This window comes from Variovorax restrictus (assembly GCF_051216715.1).
Classification (GTDB): domain Bacteria; phylum Pseudomonadota; class Gammaproteobacteria; order Burkholderiales; family Burkholderiaceae_C; genus Variovorax.
This window is the reverse complement of the sequence record NZ_JBPJZH010000001.1, coordinates 356,967-373,304: the sequence shown is the minus strand read 5'-3', so window position 1 is coordinate 373,304 and position 16,338 is coordinate 356,967. Positions and strand designations below refer to the sequence as shown.

Below are 16,338 nucleotides of genomic sequence, written 5' to 3'. Positions count from 1 at the left end.
TCAAGGGATGTTCGAACCCGCCGCCTGGAAAGGGCGGCCCGGCAGGTCGTAGCTGCCACCGAATTCGTAGGTGCCGTTGGTCGTGCAGCCGCCCGGCGGCTGGCAGGCCCTGCCACCCCCCTGGTTGGTCCAGAAGACCACCGGCCCGTAGCGGTAGTTGGACAGCTTCTTGCCGCCGTAGTCGGCCACGGACAGGATGTACGACTCGGTGCCGTGGTTCTCGGCGTCTTCCGTGGCGATCGGGTCGACCAGCCGCGTGTCGGTCAGCGGGTTCGCACGCGACACGCCGCTGTTGAAGTCCTGCGCGAACTGAACCCATTCGATCCGGCGATCGCCGCGCGAGGTGACGATCACTTCGCGGCCGAAGCCTTCCTTGTACACGGTGGTGGTTTCGTGCGGCTTCACGGTGGCGATGTGGGTCGGATTGCGCCCGACGGTCACACCGCCCCGGCGCACGATCTCCGAGGCCGCGCCGCCGCCCGAGGCGTTGAGGTAGTTGCCGAGGTCGTAGATGTGCAACTGACCTTCCTGCGTGGCGATGAACGCACGACGCGGGCCATCGTTCGGGCGCACGTTGACGGCCGTCGGCCGGTTGTCGAAGTCCACGGTCTTGATGACCGTCGGCTTCTGCGACGCCACCGCGTCGAAGGTGTACGGCCACTGGTTGGCGCCGGGACCGCGGCTGGCGATCATCGCGTTGAAGTCATTTTGCGAACCGCGGAAATACTTGTCGCGGTAGTAGCTGAACAGCGGACGCAGGTCGATGAAGGCCGCGCGTTTTTCCGACTTGGAGATGACCACGGCCACGCCGGTCTTGGCGTAGGCGTTGCTGTTGACGCCCGAGTCGAAGCTTGCGCGGTTCGTCGGGTTCGTCAGCGGCAGCGCATGGTAGGGCGTCATGTCGTTGGTCCCGGCGGCGAAGGTCCGGTTGTATTCCTCGAACACCATGCCGGTGGAGGCCGAGATCTCCGTCGGGGAGCGCATGCCTTCGGGCAGGTCGACATAACCCAGCACCTTCATGTACGCCGTGTTGCCGAGGTTGGGCAGCCCGGGATAGACGCCGTTCCACTCGCCCCAGTTGTAGTACCAGGTGCTCTGGTTGTCGGGGTCGCAGCCATTGCACAGGCCTGCCAGCGCGATGACCGCGATCTGGCCCTTCAGGTTGACGGTGTCCCACACGGTGACCAGGGCGAACTCGTTGCTGCCCGTGACCGCGATGGCGGTGGGCACCTTGCCCGATGCCAGCTGCACCGTGGCGCGGTTCGACCCCGTGTTGCTGCCGGCGGTGCCGATCAGCCCGTTCTGGAACACCATCAGGCTGTTCATGCACCAGCCGGAGCGACCGTAGCAACGGCCGACGGCGACCGGTTCGCGCGCGTCGAGTCCCTTGTTCAGGTAGCCGACGGCGGCGATCTCGTTGACCCCGTTGCTGAGTTCGGTCGTCCAGCTGGGCTCCGGCTTCTGGGCGAAGGTGTTGTGGGCCATGCTCAGGGCCTGCAGGTTCGACATGCCGACGTGGGTCGCCGGGTTGTCTGCCACGTAGGCCGTGTGCACGATCGACGACGAGTAGTCGCCCGAGGCGGTCTGCAACGGACCGCCGACCTGCCAGGTCCCGCAGAAGCCACCCTGGCTGGACGGCGCGCAGCCGCGGTCACCCTGAGTGCGGATGGAGATCGGGTCGTAAGACTGGTCGCCGCGCGTCTGCATCGTCGGGACACCGCTGTTGCCGGCCTTGCCGTAGCTGGCCGCCGACGGGCCGTAGCGGTACTCGATGCCCGCAGCCTTGCTCATCAGCAGCGCGGTCTCGCGGTAGGCGGCAGGCACCACCTTGCCCCCCGTGTCGACGACGTCGTTCTGCAGCGAGACCGTGCCGCTGCTGAGACCGACCGATCCGGTCGTGCCGGCTGCGCCGCTGCTGCTCCCGTCCGCCTGGACGGTGGTGGATAGGCTGGCGCTGCCGGACGTCGAGCCCGCGGACGCCGTCGAACCGCCGCCGCCTCCGCCGCCGCCGCCGCACCCCACCAACGCCGCTGCAACTACGAGCGTCATCGTGAGTTTGTAGTCATTGACTTGAAACAATGTAGGAATCCTCTGATAGACAGTGGCGCGTTTGTACATTTTTGGTCACCCGTCGGGAACTCTTCTTTCAATTCCTTGCTCTCGTCGGCAGAGATGCCACACTGTGTCGTTACAAACCCGTGGTCATGGTTACAGCAATGGATACTTCCTTCTACATAGCCCGACGCAATCGTCTTGCAGCAACTATCGGGCCCGGTGGCATCGCCGTCATTCCGACCGCGCCCGAGCGGCCACGCAACCGCGACAGCGACCATCTCTACCGCCACGACAGCTACTTCTATTACCTGACGGGCTTCACCGAACCCAACGCCTGGCTGGTGCTCACGGGCACGGGTCACGCCACGCTGTTCTGTGCGCCGAAGGATCTGGAGCGCGAGATCTGGGACGGCCACCGGCTGGGCCCCGAGGCCGCGCCCGAGGCGCTGGGCGTCGACGCCGCCTGCTCGGTCGCCGAGCTGGACACCCGGCTGCCGCGCCTGCTGGAGAACACGTCCGCCGTCTGGTACCCGTTCGCCACGCACAAGGGGCTGGAGTCGCGCATCGACGGTTGGCTGTCGTCGGTGCGGTCGCGCGTGCGCTTCGGCGCGATGTGCCCCGACCAGCAGCGCGACCTGTGCGGCCCGCTCGACGAGATGCGGCTGGTGAAGGACGCGCACGAACTCGACATCATCCGGCGCGCCGGCAAGATCAGCGCCGGCGCCCACGTGCGCGCGATGCAGACATCGGCCCGCATGCTGCGCGAAGGCCGCGACCTGCGTGAATACCACCTCGACGCCGAGCTGCTGCACGAATTCCGCATGGGCGGCTCGCAGTACCCGGCCTACCCGTCGATCGTCGCCGCGGGCGCCAACGCCTGCGTGCTGCACTACCACGCCGATGCCGCGCCAGTGCGCGCCGGCGAACTGGTGCTGATCGACGCGGGCTGCGAGCTCGACAGCTACGCCAGCGACATCACCCGCACCTTCCCGGCGGACGGCCGGTTCACCGGCCCGCAGCGCGCGCTGTACGACATCGTGCTGGCGAGCCAATATGCCGCGGTGGCCGCCACCAAGGCCGGCAACCGCTTCAACGACCCGCACGAGGCCGCCGTGAAGGTGCTCGCGCAAGGCATGCTCGACGTCGGCCTGCTCGACGCGAACAAGGTCGGCAGCCTCGAGGACGTGATCGAGCAACGCGCCTACTTCCCCTTCTACATGCACCGCACCGGCCACTGGATGGGCATGGACGTGCACGACTGCGGCAGCTACGTCGAGCCCACGCAGCAGGGCGAGGTGAGCGAGCGCAAAGACCCGTTGAGCGGCGAGACCATCAAGAACCGCCCGAGCCGCATCCTGCATCCGGGCATGGTGCTGACCATCGAACCCGGCATCTACGTGCGACCGGGCGAGGGCGTGCCCGAACAGTTCCACGGCATCGGCATCCGCATCGAGGACGACGCGATCGTCACCGCCGACGGCTGCGAGCTGACCACGCGCGACGTGCCGGTGGACGCCGACGAGATCGAGGCGCTGATGCGGGGCTGATACCGGCCGAGGCGGGCGCGTTCCGCTTCAGTCGAGTCCGAGCACGCTGCGCGCCCACGCCGGCTGCCACGGCCCGTGCCACTGCACGCTGCCGCGCATGCCCGAGGCGACCAGATGCGGCCCGCCGGCGTCGACCTCCGCCGCGTCGAACAGCATCGACAGATCGGCCAGGCGCACCGCCTCGCGCAGGTTGGCGACGGTGCGCGGATAGCGCGCGAGAATCTTGTCGGCCGGGACGGCATGGCCGCCCTCCTGCACCCGCCCACGCACGCGCGCCAGCAAACGACGCGGCTCGTCGAGGCACACGACGTACAGCGCCACGTCGAAGCCCCGCGCCTGCGCATCGCGGATCAATTGCAGCTTCGACGGGTGCGAGAACACCGTCTCGGTGACGAAGGCCTGCCCGGCCTGCAACGAGGCGGCGCGCTGCGCATCGGCCCAGGCGCGGGCCGCCTCGGAACGTTGCAGCGCCCCGCGGATGTGCGCCAGGTGCTCGCGCTCGTGGATGTCGGCGTTGACGAACGCCAACTGCGGATAGCGCGGCTGGATCAGGTAGCGGTAGAGCGTCGACTTGCCGGCGCCGTTGGGGCCGGCGATCAGGTGCAGAACGGGACGGGCGCTACCGGGGCCGCGCGGCTCAGGCCGCTTTGCGGGCGCTGGCACGCGGGGGCGCCTTGGCGCGGTTCTCGGCTACAGCGGCCTGGGCACGCTGGGCCAACGCGCCCGATTGCGCCAGCGCCAGCACATGGCCGTGCAGTGCGCCGAGTTCGGCCGACGGTGACGACGCCAGCGGATACGGCGCGGCGTTCTCGCGTGCCAGCAGCGCCCGGCTGTCCTGCGCCGACAGGCCGGCGTTCTCGAGGGCGCGACCGAGCGTCGCCCAGTACTCGATCTGGCTGGCGATGGAACGGCGCATCGGCTGTGCGGCATCGCGTGCCTTCTCGACCAGCTCGGCCGAGAGCTTGACGGACGAGAACGGACTGACGGTGGTCATGGCTTCTCCTGAATGGCGCATTTTGCGCCATCCGGGCCGAGCCGGTCAAACGGCCGGGCGCACCACCACGCTCTTCGGGTCGAAGCCCGCGAGCTGCTTGTAGCGCAGCGCGACCGCCGCCAGTTCCTCGTGCGGCACGACCTGCTCGATGTCGGTGAAGCCTTCCGGCGCACGCTCGTGCGCCATCTGCATCACCTGCTCGGGCCCGTTCATGCGGTTGCGCAGCACGATGCCGGCCGTGCGCGGCAGGCGGTCGGCCTCGTACTCGCGCAGCGCCATCGACGGGTCCTTGAACTGCAGCAGTGCCAGCGTGAGGGCGCGCGTGTCCATGATGGCCTGCGCGCTGCCGTTGGAGCCGATCGGGTACATCGGGTGCGCCGCATCGCCCAGCAGCGTGACGCGCCCGCGCGTCCAGCCGGGCAACGGGTCCTTGTCGACCATCGGGAATTCGTAGATGGCCTCGGCCCCGTCGATGACCGAGGGGATGTCGATCCAGTCCCAGCGCCAGTCCTTGAACGCATCCGCGAAAACCGACTTGTCGACCTTCTTGTTCCAGTCGCTCTTGGGCGGCGTGTCGTCGTCGGTGCCCGGCACGCGCAGCTCGGCGATCCAGTTGATGAGCGAGCGGCCTTCGCGGCGCAGGGGCTCCGAGATCGGATAGCAGACGAACTTCTGGTCCTGGTGGCCGGCCATGAACATGGTGCGGCCGTCGAGGTAGGGCGCGGCCTCGGTCACGCCGCGCCACAGCAGGCGACGCGAGAAGCGCGGTGCATCGCCGGTCGGGTAGAAGGACCGCCTCACCGCCGAGTGGATGCCATCGGCGCCCACCAGCACGTCGGCGCTCAGCTCGCTCAGCGTGCCGTCCTTGCGGTCACGCAGCGTGAAGACCGCCGGCTGGCCGGGTGGGTCCATCAGGCCGGAACCGGTGCGCGTGACCGACTCGAGCACCTGGCCCGTGTGGATACGGCCCGCCCCCAGGCGCTTCACCGCGGTCTCGTACAGCAGCATCTGGAAAGCGCCACGGTGGATCGAGTACTGCGGCACCGGGTAGCCCGCGGCACGCCCGCGCGGTTCGTGCCAGATGCGCTGGCCGAAGTGGTTGTAGTAGGCCAGCGCGGCGGTCTCGACACCGATCTCGCCCAGCGCGTCGCCCAGGCCCAGCGCCGTGAGCTCGGCCACCGCATGCGGCAGCAGGTTGATGCCCACGCCCAGCGGCTTGATGCTCTCCGAGGCTTCGTAGACCTCCGCCTCGATGCCCTCGCGGTGCAGCGCGAGCGCCAGCGTGAGTCCGCCGATGCCGGCGCCGATGATCGTCACTTTCATGGTCTGTCGTCTCCTGTTCCTGCGCGGGTGCGCGCGCTCAGTCTGCCTTGAAGCCGGTCGCCGCGACGGCCTTGCCCCAGACAGCGGTGTCGTCGGCGATCACCTTGGCGAATTCTGCCGTGCTGGTGCCGGTCGCGCGGAAGCCCGCCTCGAGCAGCTTCTGCTCGCCTTCGGCCGACTGCACGGCCTTGACGATGTCGGCGTTGAGCTTGCGCACGACTTCCGGCGGTGTCTTCGCTGGCGCGACGATGCCGAACCACGCGGTGAACGCCAGGTTCGGATAGCCCTGTTCCCGGATCGTCGGCACGTCGGGCAGCGACGGGCTGCGCGTGGCCCCGGTGCTGCCCAGCGCCACCAGCTTGCCCGACTTCACGGTCGATGCCGCCAGGCCCACGGTCGCGAACACGCCCGACACATCGCCGCCGTACAACCCGCTCAGTGCGTCGGCCGTGTTGCGGTAGTGCACCGGCTCCGGCTTCTGGCCGATCGCGTCGCCGAACATGTAGGCGCCGAAATGGCCCGGCGTGCCGGCACCGAAGGTCGCCATGAACAAGCCCTTCTGCTGCTTGCTCCAGTCGACGAACTCGCGCACGTTCTTCGACGGCACCTTCTGCGGATTGACCAGCAGCACGAAGTCCGACGTGACCACCTGGCTCACCGGCACGAAGTCCTTCACCGGGTCGTAGGGCAGACGGTTGTAGCTGCTGGGCGCGATGCTCATTTGGCCCGTCTCGGCCAGCATCAGCGTGTAGCCATCGGGTGCGGCGCGGGCCGCCTCGCTGGCGGCGATCAACCCGCCGGCGCCCGGCTTGTTGTCGACCACCACGCCCTGGTTGCCCCAGCCTTCCGACAGCTTCTGCGCCAGCAGGCGCGCGACGATGTCGGGCCCGGTGCCGGCCGGGAAGCCGACGATGATGCGCACCGGCTTGTCGGGGTAGCTGCTGCCTTGCGCGAAAGCCGGAAGGGCGGCGCAGGCGGCCCATGCAGCGGCCACGGCCAGCGCCGTGCGGCGGGAAATGCGGAACTTGCTCATGTCTGTCTCCTTGTTTTCGGGGGAAGGCGATCCGGCCGAGCCGGCTAGGTGACCGTGAAGAACTGCATCTCGACGCGGTCCGGCCGACGCACGCCGCTGCCGACGAAGAGCCGCTCGTTGATCCATCCAAGCGCGGCCGACGACGTCTCGAAACGCGGCGCACAGCGGAAGTAGATTTCGGCCGGGTCGACCGGCTCGCCGCGCGCCAGCCGCGCCATCGCCTCGGGCGCGCCGCAGCGCAGCGCGGTGTTCTGCACGTAGATCCAGTCGCCGGCGTCGGTCTCGAGCGTGTAACGCGCGTCCAGGTCGGTCATGCCGCTGGCGGTGATCAACTGAAAGTCGGCGCCACCGGGCGCGACGCGCGCCTGCCAGCCATGGCCTTCGGCCGAGCCGCCGGTGATCGGGATCAGACGGCGCCGGCCGCGCGGCGTGACGCCGACATCCTGCGGCGTCCCGACCTCCACGCGCAGGGCGGCGAAGTGGTCGAGCAGGGGTGGGGCGACGAGGGGCGATGCGGGGTTCGAGGGCATGCCGATAGCGTAATTCCGGGTGGTCGCGCGGTCTGTCATCCTGGAAGATGACAGGATGCTTGCCGCCCTTGCCGTTCGACCGCCCCGCCGGCCCCTCTCGCCATGAGAAGCTGGCAGGCCGCGCCCACGAGCGACCGGCGCACCCAGGTGCTGACCGATCTCATCGGCCACATCGGCAGCCCGCGCTTCGGCCCGGCCGTGCTCGACGGTCTGCAAGAGCTGGTGCCCGCCGCCTCCTGGTCGGTGTACCGGCTCGGCGCGCGGCCCGCGCTGTTCCTGTCGGCCGCGCGCGGCGTGCCCGACACCACGCGCGACTGCTGGCGCGCCTACCTGAGCGGCCCGCACCGCGGCGACCGCAGCTTTGCGCAGGCGTCGAACGCCACCGACCACGCGCCGCTGTTGTGCCACCTGACGGCCGACGAGGCGCCGGACGAACACCGCACCAAGGTCTACGAGGCGCACGGCATGGCCGAGCGCGTATCGGTCGCGCAGACGCAGGACGACGGCGGCGTCTTTGCCATCAACTTCTACCGCCACGGCCATCAGCGCGCCTTCAGCGACGCCGCGCTCGACAGCTTCGGCGCGCTCGCGCCGGCATTGCTGGCGCTAGTGCGCAAGCACATGGCGCTGGCACAGCCGAACGGCGCGCCCGTGGTCGACGTCGGCGCGCACGACATGGAAGCGCGCCTGCGCAGCCTGTGCCCGGCGCTGACCGAGCGCGAGCGCGCAGTGTGCGTCCGCCTGTTGCAGGGCATGACGCAGGACGGCATCGCGAGCGACCTCGGCCTCGCGCTGCCGACGGTCAAGACCTACCGCAACCGGGCGTTCGCACGGCTGGGCATCCACTTCCGCAACGAGCTGTTCGCGCGGGTGCTGTCGGGCTGACGCGAGCCGTTACGCGAACGGCCAGAACGCGAGCGCCGGCTTGTTCACCATCAGATAGAACACCCCGATCATCGCCACGAAGGCCGGGTAGCCGAGCCACTCCCAGCGACGCTGGTAGCGCGCGTAGAGCGGCGGCAGCGGCGCGCCATCGCGCAGCGCCTGCGCAGCCATCGCCGCCATGCGGATCTGCAGCCACACGACCGGCAGCCAGCACGCACCGGTCAGCACGAACAACGCGATCGACAGCGCAAGCCACGGCGTGGACAGCGGCCAGCCCGCCATGTGCGCCAACGCGAAACCGCTGAGCGGCTGCAGGATGACCGTCGGCGTGGTGAACCACCAGTCGGCCCGCACCACCAGCCGGCTCACCACCGCCTGCGCCGGCACGCTGCCGCTGCGGTGGGTGAAGAACATGTAGAAGGCCGAGCCCAGGCCGGTGCCGACCATCAGCACGCTCGAGAGGATGTGCAGCCACTTGAGGATCAGGTAGGTGTTCATGGCGTTGCGCGTCGAATCAGATGCCAGAGCACGGCGGCGATGGGCAGGTTCTTGAGCAGCGGGCCGAGCGGATGCAGCCACAGGCCGGGCTGGAGCACGGTCGCCGCGAGCGTCATCGCCACCATCAGCGCCAGGGCTGCGATGTAGCTCGCGCGGCCCGGCCATCGCCACAGCGCGATGCCCACGAGCAGGTCGGCCACGGCGCCGCCGACGATCAGCCCCTGCACCAGCCAGGCGGGCGACGCCACGCCGGCATCGGCGAGCAGCTGGCGGCTCTGCCCGTTCAACTCGAGGAGGCTGGCGGCAGCGGTCACCAGCCAGACGGCGACGAGGCTGAGGCGCAGGAGGCGGTCGTCGTCGGGACCTTGGCGTGTCATCGCGAGCCTTCGTCGACCACGTCGGTCACCATGCCCCAGCGCGCGAACTCGGGCGCGAATTCCGACAGGGCGAGCAGACCGGTGCAGGCTCGCGCACCGAGAGGCAACGCTTCGCCGCGCGCGATACGACGGGCCAGAAGAATGGCGGCCATGCAGGGGATCTCGGGGCCGTGGTTGTCGTCGGCGGCGATGTGCCAGGCGCGTCGTGCAGCCGTGCCATGGGCATCGACGCCATCGACGCGCACCACCATGCCGCCGAGCGCGGTGCCGAACGCATCGAACGCGCCACCCGTGGCGTGGAACAGTGGCGCGAGCTTTTGCGGTGCACGCAGCAAGCCCGCGCGGCGCAGGAACGCCAGGAAGGCGAAGGCATGCTGCGTGAAGCCGACTTCGAGCGCGGCGCGGAACATCACCGACTGCACGCCGGCGTAGCGCGCGGGGAAGAGCTCGAGGTCGGGGATGTCGCACAACGCGCCGCGGCGCGGCTTCATGCGCGCGAACGCGACGGTCGTCGGTCGCGCCCAGCCGAGGCGCTCGACCCATCGGCCCTCCTGCCAGATGCGGATCGGCGCGCCGCAGTAGGCGAGCACGCCGGCCAGCGTGGCTTCGCCGCGCGGTGCGCCTTGCGCCGGTGCGATGCAGATGTCGATGCTGCGGATGGCTTGCCAACCGGCCGTGAGGTGGTCCACCACCGCCGACGACAGCGCCGGCACGGTGCTGGCGCCGCTGACTGCGGTGCGCCCCGCATCGCGGAAGGTGGCGTCGAGCGCCGTCGGAAAATCGCAGACGAAACGCCGGCCATCGGCCAGGTCGATGTAGTGGGCGCCGGCGGCCGCAGCGGCGTGCGGCACGCGGTAATCCTGGTTCTGGAACGGTCCGGCGGTATGGATGACGAGCTCGGCATCGGCCTCGCGGATCGCCCGCGCCAGCTCCGTCGACTGCACGTCGATGCGCATGCCGCGCGCCGTGCCACCCAGCGAATGCGCAAAGGCGGAGGCCCGATCGAGGTCGCGCCCTCCGACGATCAGCTCGATGTCGGCATCCTGCGCCAGCGCACGGCAGATGCGTGCGCCGAAGTTGCCGTAGCCGCCGAGCACCAGTGTCTTCATGTCGATGCGACCCCGGCCAGGTGTCCGCGCGTGAACGCCTCTTCGAAGATCGAATAGCCCGACCAGTCGGCATGCGCGAAGGCGAGCCGGCCGGCCACCACGGTGGCCTCGTGGCCGAGCTGCGCGCGCAGCCTTGGCGTCGGGATGGCCATCGCGTGGCCGTAGCGCGTGATGTCGATGCGCGTGGCGCGCTCGGCGATGTCGGGGTGCGGCACCGACAGCTCGGCGAGCAGCGCATCGCGCCAGGCGGACCAGGGATGATCGAGCAGCTGCCGGCGGCCGTCGGCGCCGTCGAAGCTGCTCGGGCCGAGCGGGCGGTACCAGGTCAGCACGGTGGCACGCGGTGTCGGGTCGAGCGTTTGGTGGCGTGCATCGACATACCCCAGGCCGCGGCTGCCGTAGACCACGTTGTCCCAGCTCGGCGCGGCGCCCGGCCGGTCGGCCAGCGGCGCATCGAGGTGCACGTTCGCCACCAGCCAGGGTGCGTACTGCAACGCTGACGCAGCGCGGCGAAGCAGCGCCGGCGGGTTCTCCACCACGCGCGCGGCGATGAAGACTGGCAGCGCGACGATGCAGCGCTCGGCCTGCCAGCGCACCAGCGCCTTCGTTGCCACGTCGAACACATCGACCTCGACGCCGTCGCGCGTCTCGGCGATGCGCGTGACGACCTGCCCGGTGCGCAGCCGCTCGCCCAGCGGCGCGGCGAGGCGCTGTGTGAGCCAGCCGTTGCCTTCGGGCCAGGCGAGCACCGCATCGCGGTCGGCGTTCTCGTCACCCGGCGCATGGAAGCCGTGTCGGCTCGCGAAATAGTGGATGCCGGCCCAGGCCGACACCTGCGCAACGCCGGCGCCATAGTCGTCGCGGCAACAGTACTCGAGGTACCAGCGCAGGTGCGCGTCGCTGAGACCCTCGGCGTCGAGCCATTGCGCAAAGGTCATGGCGTCGAGCGCGAGCGATGCCGGTGTCGTCGGCGCGCGCAGCGCCGGGATGGCGAAGCGCAGGGTCTGCTGCAGCGCCTCGACGCGCTGCGCGAAGCGGCGGTACTGGGCCAGCGTGTCGGCGCCGACGCCCTGCACCGGCAACAGGCCGTCGTGCCATTCGCCCTGGAAGAAGAGCCGCTCCTGCGGGCTGTGGCACAGGTGGCGCTCGTCGTATGCCCAGCGGCCGGCCACGCGCCGACGCAGGCCGAGTTCTTCGAGCAGATCCTGCACCTCATGCGCATCGTCGCCGGGCACCGGCAGGTAGTGCGCGCCGAGCGGGCAGGCGATGCCTTCGACCATCCCGCCACGGCTGTTGCCGCCGGCCGTGTCTTCCAACTCGAGCAGCACGAAGTCGTCGACGCCCTTTGCGCGCAGCGCGCGTGCCGCCGCGAGGCCAGCGACGCCACCGCCAGCGATCAGCACGCGCGTGCGCTGAACAGACGAAGGCGTCGCAGCGCGCAGCACACCATCGCGCAGCGCATGGCCGCGCGTGACGTCGATGCCGGTGAAGCCGCCTGCGATGGTGCGCGACGCTTCGCAGCCCGCCAGCGCGAAGGCGCCCGCGCCCAAGGCGCTGCCGATGAATGCGCGGCGCTGCATCGTCAGTGCCCCGAGACCTTGCCCCACTCGCGCTCGTAGGTGGTCACCAGCGTCTGGTTCGACAGCCGGTTCACGTCGGCCGGAACGCGCGCCATGTCGAGCGGGAAATCGAACATCAGCGGCAGCGTGGGCAGCGAGAGATAGCGCAAGCCGGCAGGCAGGGCCTCGGGCCGGCGGAAAGGCCGATGGCTCGCGATGACGAAGCCCCATTCGCCGAAGCTCGGCACATGCACGTGGTACGGCGTGGCCGTGAGGCCGACCGATTCGATCGTGGTCGCCACCGTCCAAAAGCTCTGGCGTGCGATCAGCGGCGAAGTGGTCTGCACCACGGCATAGCCGCTCGCGGCCAGGCGCTTGTCGAGCAGTGCGTAAAACGAGTTGGTGTAGAGCTTGCCGATGGCGAAGTTGGTCGGGTCCGGGAAATCGACCACGATCACATCGAACGTGTCGCTGCCATCCTGCAGCCACTTGAACGCATCCGTGTTGACGATCTTCAGCTTGGGCGACTTGAGCGCACCGCCGTTGAGCGCCGACAGCGTCTCGTGCTCGGCGAAGAGCCGCGTCATGTTCGGGTCGAGCTCGACCAGCGTGACCGACTCGACCGACGGGTACTTCAGCACCTCGCGCACCGCCATGCCATCGCCGCCGCCCAGCACCGCCACCTTCTTCGGCGCGCCGTGCGCCGCCATCACCGGGTGCACCAGCGCCTCGTGGTAGCGGTACTCGTCACGCTCGGCGAACTGCAGGTTGCCGTTGAGGAACAGCCGATGCCCCGCGCCGCCGCGCGTGACCACGATGCGCTGGTAGGGCGAGGTGGCGCTGAAGACGATGTGGTCCTGGTAGAACCTGTCTTCGGCCAATGTCGTGATGCGGTCGGCGAAGACGAAAGCGCAGGCCAGCACTGCGAGCGTCGCAAAGCAAGCGGCCACGTGCGCACCCAGCCGGCGCAGCTCGTGCCGGAACATCCACAGCGCCCACAGCGCGACGGCCGCGTTCATGAAGCCGAACAGCAGGCCGGTGCGGATCATGCCGAGCTGCGGCACGAAGATCAGCGGGAAGGCGACCGACACCGCCAGCGCGCCGAGGTAGTCGAAGGTCAGCACCTGCGACACCAGGTCCTTCAGCGCGGTGTTGCGCTTGAGGATGCGCATGACCAGCGGAATCTCCAGGCCGACCAGCGTGCCCACCACGACCACCAGCCCATAGAGCAACAGGCGGAAGGCGCCGGGCACGTAGGCATTGGCGAGGAAGAGCAGCGCCGGCAGCGCGCCACCGATGAGCGCGACCAGCAGCTCGATGCGCAGGAAGTGCGCCGGCAACTGCCGCTCGAAGTAGCGCGAGAGCCACGAGCCCACGCCCATGGCGAAAAGGTAGGTGCCGATGATGGTGCTGAACTGCAGCACCGAATCGCCGAGCAGGTAGGAGCTCAGCGCCGCCGCGCTCAGCTCGTAGACCAGCCCGCAGGCGGCCACGACGAAGACGCTGGCGAGGAGGGCGATCTCGACGGGCTGCGGGCCGCGCGCCGCGGGGGCCGGCTCGCTCAATGGATCGCGGCGGCCACGATGATCGAGATGCCCAGGCACATCGCCGCGACCACCATGCCGAGCGCGCGGTTCTGCTTCTCGATGATCTCCCGCCACAGGTCATAGGGCGTGAGCTTGTCGATGATCAGGAAGGTGACCCAGAAGATCAGTACGCCGATGATGGCGTAGAGCATCGAGCCCAGAAACGCGGCGGGCCGCAGCCATTCGATTCCCATCATGAGAAGCTCCTGAAGAAAAGGGGGTGTGAAAGGGCCGCGGTCATTTGTGACCACCGCCGCTGGAGTAGCCACCGTAGGAGCCGCCGGAACTGCGCGTCGACGAACAGTTCTGCGTGTTCGGGTCGCAACGCGAACTGCAGGTGGTCAAAAGGAGCGGTAGCAGGATGAAGATCACGACCAGGATGACGATGATTGTCCCGCAGCCGACGCGCGACCCACTGCTCAGCGGCGCCGCATCGCCGCGCGTGAACATGTCCTTCTTCGCGTCGAGCTTGAAGGCCGCGGCCACCGTCGCGCTGTCCATCTTGTTGCCCGACGACCAGGTCAGCTCGTTGGCCGAGCGCTCCATCGACAGCAGCGCATTGCCGTTGGCGAAGTCGCGGTTGAAGGTCTTCTGCCCACGCTCGACCTGCCAGTAGAACTCGCCCGCCACGTACGTGGTTTCGGCGTTGTACGCGTACTGCTGCTGGTAGCTCTTGCCGAGGTACTTCGCGGTCTTGCCGCTCTCGGCCATGCTGGGCGCGCCGGTGGTGGGCGCGACCATGCTCCAGCCGTCCTCGGCATCGACCAGGAAGCTGAAGCCACGCTTCTTGTTGAAGAGCAGGTATTCGTTCCAGCCGAAGTGCTCGTCGTCGCCCGGCTCGACGCCCATGCGGTGCTGGAAGCCGACCACCTGCCAGTTCACGCCCTGCAACAAGCCGACGCTGCCCAGCGCGATCAGCGGGCGCACCGGCTCGTCCTGCTCGGCGTGCTTCAGTTCGCCGCCGATGCCTTGCGACAGGTCGATGATGCTGTTGCAGTTGCCGCAGGTGATGCTCTTGCTGTCAGCCAGGTTGACCGTGACCGGCGCCCCGCAGTTCGGGCAGGCGAAGCTGCGGCCCTTCTCGTCCTTGGTGGATTCGTCGCGCAGGCCGGTGAGTTGCAGGTCTTCGAGCCGCACCGCGCGGCCGAGGTAGGCGCCGGGCGGCTGCGTGTCGTAGTCGAGGCTGAGCACCTGGCCCTGGTCGCTGCGCAGTTCGACGACCGCGAAAGGCTTGCCCAGATCGGGCAGCCGCGGCAGCTCGCCCTGCGCCGACACCAGCGTCACCTGCTCGTTCGACGCGACGGTGTAGCTCTGGCCATTGAAGGCGGTGGTGGCGCCGACGCGCAGATCGCCGGCTGGCGGCGCAGCGCGCTCCAGCGTGTGGGGCAGCGAAAAGACGAAGGCGCCGTTGTCCTCGCTCAGCAGGCCGGTGCGTTCGCCGTCGAGCGCGGCGATCCATTCGGTCCAGCGGCCGCCCGGGTAGGCGTACTGCAGCCGCCCGACCAGCGTGAAGGGCTGGCCGTCGACCCGGCCCGCCGCGAAGAGCTGCAGCGGACTGAAGTCGTCGAACAGCTCCGCCATCTTGCCGATGCGCGCGAGCGTTTCGCCCTGACGGACGACAGTGCTTTGGCAGTACGGGCAGACGGCGAACGCCGATTGCGCGGACCTGAATTCGACCGGCGCGCCGCAACCCGGGCAGGGCGCACGGTAGGCGCGCTGGGCGCCTGGTAACTCAGCCATCGCCGGTGCTTAGACCAGCTTCTTGAGCAACTCCGCCTTCTTGGCGTCGAACTCTTCCTGGGTGAGGATGCCCTTGGTCTTGAGGTCGCCGAGCTTCTCGAGCGTGGCCATCACCTCATTGGCGCTGATCTCGGTCACGGGTGCCGCAGCGGCCACCGCGGCCGTCGCCGCCGCGTTCGGGTTCAGGCCCTGCGCGAGGTTTTGCGCCAGCACCTGGCCCAGCGCCACGCCGGCGCCCAGCCCCATCGCGTCGCCGGCGATGCCGCCCCCGCCGTTGGCCGAGCCTTCGGCGAACTTCGGGATGGCCTGCGCCGTCTGGTACTGCATGAACTTGCCCATGTCGCCGCCGACCATGCCCATGCCGATCTTCTGGTCGAGCACCTTCTGCAGCTCTTCGGGCAGCGAGACGTTCTGAACGGTGATGGCCTCGAGCTTGATGCCGATCTTCGCGAACTCGGGCTGCAGCTGCGTCGACAGCGCGTTGGCGAACTCGATCTGGTTGGCCGCGAGGTCGAGGAAAGGCACGCCGCTGGAGGCGATGGCGTTGCTGATGTTCTGCAGCACCAGGCCGCGCAATTGGCCGTCGAGGTCGGCCACCGTGTAGATGTCGCGCGTGCCGGAGATTTCCGTGTGAAACAGTTTCGCATCGCCGATGCGGAAGCTGTAGTTGCCGAAGGCGCGCAGGCGCACCGCGCCGAAGTCCTTGTCGCGGATCGTGATCGGCTGGGGCGTGCCCCACTTCTGGTCGACCTGCTGGCGCGTGCTGAAGAAGTAGACGTCGCTCTTGAAGGGCGACTCGAAGAGCTTGTCCCAGTTCTTCAGGTAGGTAAGGACGGGCAGCGTCTGCGTCGTCAGCTTGTACATGCCCGGGCCGAAGACGTCGGCCACCTGGCCTTCGTTGACGAACACCGCCACCTGCGATTCGCGAACCGTGAGCGAGGCCCCGTTCTGGATTTCCATCTCCGCCATCGGGAAGCGCCAGGCCAGCGTGCCATCGCCGGACTCGGTCCATTGGATGATGTCGATGAACTGTTTCTTGATGAAATCCATCAGTGCCATGGCGTCCCTCCAGATCGGTTGTGTTGATTTGTCCGGATCATAT

The 16,338-nt window shown here is 68.9% G+C and carries 16 protein-coding genes; 2 read left to right on the top strand and 14 right to left on the bottom strand.

The features are described from left to right. Positions 1–2,049 carry a hypothetical protein gene (locus tag ACSFA0_RS01795; protein ID WP_435448524.1) on the bottom strand — a complete coding sequence of 683 codons (2,049 nt, stop codon included), beginning with the start codon at positions 2,047–2,049 and terminating at the stop codon, positions 1–3. Positions 2,050–2,216: 167 nt separating this feature from the next. On the opposite strand from ACSFA0_RS01795, the gene ACSFA0_RS01790 reads away from it, so the two are divergent. Further along, the gene (locus tag ACSFA0_RS01790) at positions 2,217–3,602 is read left to right on the top strand and encodes an aminopeptidase P N-terminal domain-containing protein (RefSeq protein WP_435448523.1); all 1,386 of its coding nucleotides are present in this window, start codon (positions 2,217–2,219) and stop codon (positions 3,600–3,602) included. Between the two features lie 27 nt (positions 3,603–3,629). Here ACSFA0_RS01790 and ACSFA0_RS01785 read toward each other — a convergent pair whose 3' ends face one another. The 5 genes from ACSFA0_RS01785 to ACSFA0_RS01765 are packed head-to-tail and all read right to left on the bottom strand — an operon-like array spanning position 3,630 to position 7,482. Then, the gene (locus ACSFA0_RS01785; RefSeq protein ID WP_435448522.1) at positions 3,630–4,265 is read right to left on the bottom strand and encodes an ATPase; all 636 of its coding nucleotides are present in this window, start codon (positions 4,263–4,265) and stop codon (positions 3,630–3,632) included. Then, the gene (locus tag ACSFA0_RS01780; protein ID WP_435448521.1) at positions 4,240–4,596 is read right to left on the bottom strand and encodes a TA system antitoxin ParD family protein; all 357 of its coding nucleotides are present in this window, start codon (positions 4,594–4,596) and stop codon (positions 4,240–4,242) included. Before ACSFA0_RS01780 ends, ACSFA0_RS01785 begins: the two co-directional genes overlap by 26 nt. A gap of 45 nt (positions 4,597–4,641) precedes the next feature. Next, positions 4,642–5,919, bottom strand: a complete 1,278-nt coding sequence (locus tag ACSFA0_RS01775) for a flavin-dependent oxidoreductase (protein WP_435448520.1) — start codon at positions 5,917–5,919, stop codon at positions 4,642–4,644. Positions 5,920–5,956: 37 nt separating this feature from the next. Further along, the gene (locus ACSFA0_RS01770; protein WP_435448519.1) at positions 5,957–6,952 is read right to left on the bottom strand and encodes a Bug family tripartite tricarboxylate transporter substrate binding protein; all 996 of its coding nucleotides are present in this window, start codon (positions 6,950–6,952) and stop codon (positions 5,957–5,959) included. A 44-nt stretch (positions 6,953–6,996) separates the two neighbouring features. After that, positions 6,997–7,482, bottom strand: coding sequence for a DUF3237 domain-containing protein (locus tag ACSFA0_RS01765; RefSeq protein ID WP_435448518.1), 486 nt, complete (start codon positions 7,480–7,482; stop codon positions 6,997–6,999). Positions 7,483–7,584: 102 nt separating this feature from the next. Here ACSFA0_RS01765 and ACSFA0_RS01760 point away from each other — a divergent pair, with 102 nt between their 5' ends. Next, positions 7,585–8,367, top strand: coding sequence for a helix-turn-helix transcriptional regulator (locus ACSFA0_RS01760; RefSeq protein ID WP_435448517.1), 783 nt, complete (start codon positions 7,585–7,587; stop codon positions 8,365–8,367). A gap of 9 nt (positions 8,368–8,376) precedes the next feature. Here the strand turns inward: ACSFA0_RS01760 and ACSFA0_RS01755 are convergent, their stop codons facing one another. The 8 genes from ACSFA0_RS01755 to ACSFA0_RS01720 are packed head-to-tail and all read right to left on the bottom strand — an operon-like array spanning position 8,377 to position 16,295. Continuing rightward, complete coding sequence (locus tag ACSFA0_RS01755; RefSeq protein ID WP_435448516.1) at positions 8,377–8,865, bottom strand: DUF2269 family protein; 489 nt, start codon at positions 8,863–8,865, stop codon at positions 8,377–8,379. After that, positions 8,862–9,242 (bottom strand): DoxX-like family protein, encoded by a 381-nt coding sequence (locus ACSFA0_RS01750; protein ID WP_435448515.1) that lies wholly within the window; start codon positions 9,240–9,242, stop codon positions 8,862–8,864. The genes ACSFA0_RS01755 and ACSFA0_RS01750 overlap by 4 nt, the downstream gene beginning before the upstream one ends. Then, positions 9,239–10,351, bottom strand: a complete 1,113-nt coding sequence (locus ACSFA0_RS01745) for a saccharopine dehydrogenase family protein (protein ID WP_435448514.1) — start codon at positions 10,349–10,351, stop codon at positions 9,239–9,241. The genes ACSFA0_RS01750 and ACSFA0_RS01745 overlap by 4 nt, the downstream gene beginning before the upstream one ends. Further along, positions 10,348–11,931 carry an FAD-dependent oxidoreductase gene (locus tag ACSFA0_RS01740; protein WP_435448513.1) on the bottom strand — a complete coding sequence of 528 codons (1,584 nt, stop codon included), beginning with the start codon at positions 11,929–11,931 and terminating at the stop codon, positions 10,348–10,350. The genes ACSFA0_RS01745 and ACSFA0_RS01740 overlap by 4 nt, the downstream gene beginning before the upstream one ends. A 2-nt stretch (positions 11,932–11,933) precedes the next feature. Next, positions 11,934–13,475, bottom strand: a complete 1,542-nt coding sequence (locus ACSFA0_RS01735; protein ID WP_435448512.1) for a polyamine aminopropyltransferase — start codon at positions 13,473–13,475, stop codon at positions 11,934–11,936. Continuing rightward, positions 13,472–13,693 (bottom strand): DUF350 domain-containing protein, encoded by a 222-nt coding sequence (locus ACSFA0_RS01730; RefSeq protein ID WP_435448511.1) that lies wholly within the window; start codon positions 13,691–13,693, stop codon positions 13,472–13,474. Before ACSFA0_RS01730 ends, ACSFA0_RS01735 begins: the two co-directional genes overlap by 4 nt. A gap of 40 nt (positions 13,694–13,733) precedes the next feature. Beyond that, positions 13,734–15,236, bottom strand: a complete 1,503-nt coding sequence (locus ACSFA0_RS01725) for a DUF4178 domain-containing protein (protein WP_435448510.1) — start codon at positions 15,234–15,236, stop codon at positions 13,734–13,736. 9 nt (positions 15,237–15,245) lie between these two features. Next, positions 15,246–16,295, bottom strand: coding sequence for an SPFH domain-containing protein (locus tag ACSFA0_RS01720; protein WP_435448509.1), 1,050 nt, complete (start codon positions 16,293–16,295; stop codon positions 15,246–15,248). Between the last annotated feature and the right edge of the window lie 43 nt (positions 16,296–16,338).

Excerpts from the sequence above, each read along its gene's own strand:
- ACSFA0_RS01775 (WP_435448520.1), bottom strand. The coding sequence starts at position 5,919 with ATGAAAGTGACGATCATCGGCGCCGGCATCGGCGGACTCACGCTGGCG.
- ACSFA0_RS01725 (WP_435448510.1), bottom strand. The coding sequence starts at position 15,236 with ATGGCTGAGTTACCAGGCGCCCAGCGCGCCTACCGTGCGCCCTGCCCG.
- ACSFA0_RS01750 (WP_435448515.1), bottom strand. The coding sequence starts at position 9,242 with ATGACACGCCAAGGTCCCGACGACGACCGCCTCCTGCGCCTCAGCCTC.
- ACSFA0_RS01780 (WP_435448521.1), bottom strand. The coding sequence starts at position 4,596 with ATGACCACCGTCAGTCCGTTCTCGTCCGTCAAGCTCTCGGCCGAGCTG.
- ACSFA0_RS01795 (WP_435448524.1), bottom strand. The coding sequence starts at position 2,049 with ATGACGCTCGTAGTTGCAGCGGCGTTGGTGGGGTGCGGCGGCGGCGGC.
- ACSFA0_RS01790 (WP_435448523.1), top strand. The coding sequence starts at position 2,217 with ATGGATACTTCCTTCTACATAGCCCGACGCAATCGTCTTGCAGCAACT.
- ACSFA0_RS01765 (WP_435448518.1), bottom strand. The coding sequence starts at position 7,482 with ATGCCCTCGAACCCCGCATCGCCCCTCGTCGCCCCACCCCTGCTCGAC.
- ACSFA0_RS01755 (WP_435448516.1), bottom strand. The coding sequence starts at position 8,865 with ATGAACACCTACCTGATCCTCAAGTGGCTGCACATCCTCTCGAGCGTG.
- ACSFA0_RS01745 (WP_435448514.1), bottom strand. The coding sequence starts at position 10,351 with ATGAAGACACTGGTGCTCGGCGGCTACGGCAACTTCGGCGCACGCATC.
- ACSFA0_RS01730 (WP_435448511.1), bottom strand. The coding sequence starts at position 13,693 with ATGATGGGAATCGAATGGCTGCGGCCCGCCGCGTTTCTGGGCTCGATG.
- ACSFA0_RS01760 (WP_435448517.1), top strand. The coding sequence starts at position 7,585 with ATGAGAAGCTGGCAGGCCGCGCCCACGAGCGACCGGCGCACCCAGGTG.
- ACSFA0_RS01770 (WP_435448519.1), bottom strand. The coding sequence starts at position 6,952 with ATGAGCAAGTTCCGCATTTCCCGCCGCACGGCGCTGGCCGTGGCCGCT.
- ACSFA0_RS01720 (WP_435448509.1), bottom strand. The coding sequence starts at position 16,295 with ATGGCACTGATGGATTTCATCAAGAAACAGTTCATCGACATCATCCAA.
- ACSFA0_RS01740 (WP_435448513.1), bottom strand. The coding sequence starts at position 11,931 with ATGCAGCGCCGCGCATTCATCGGCAGCGCCTTGGGCGCGGGCGCCTTC.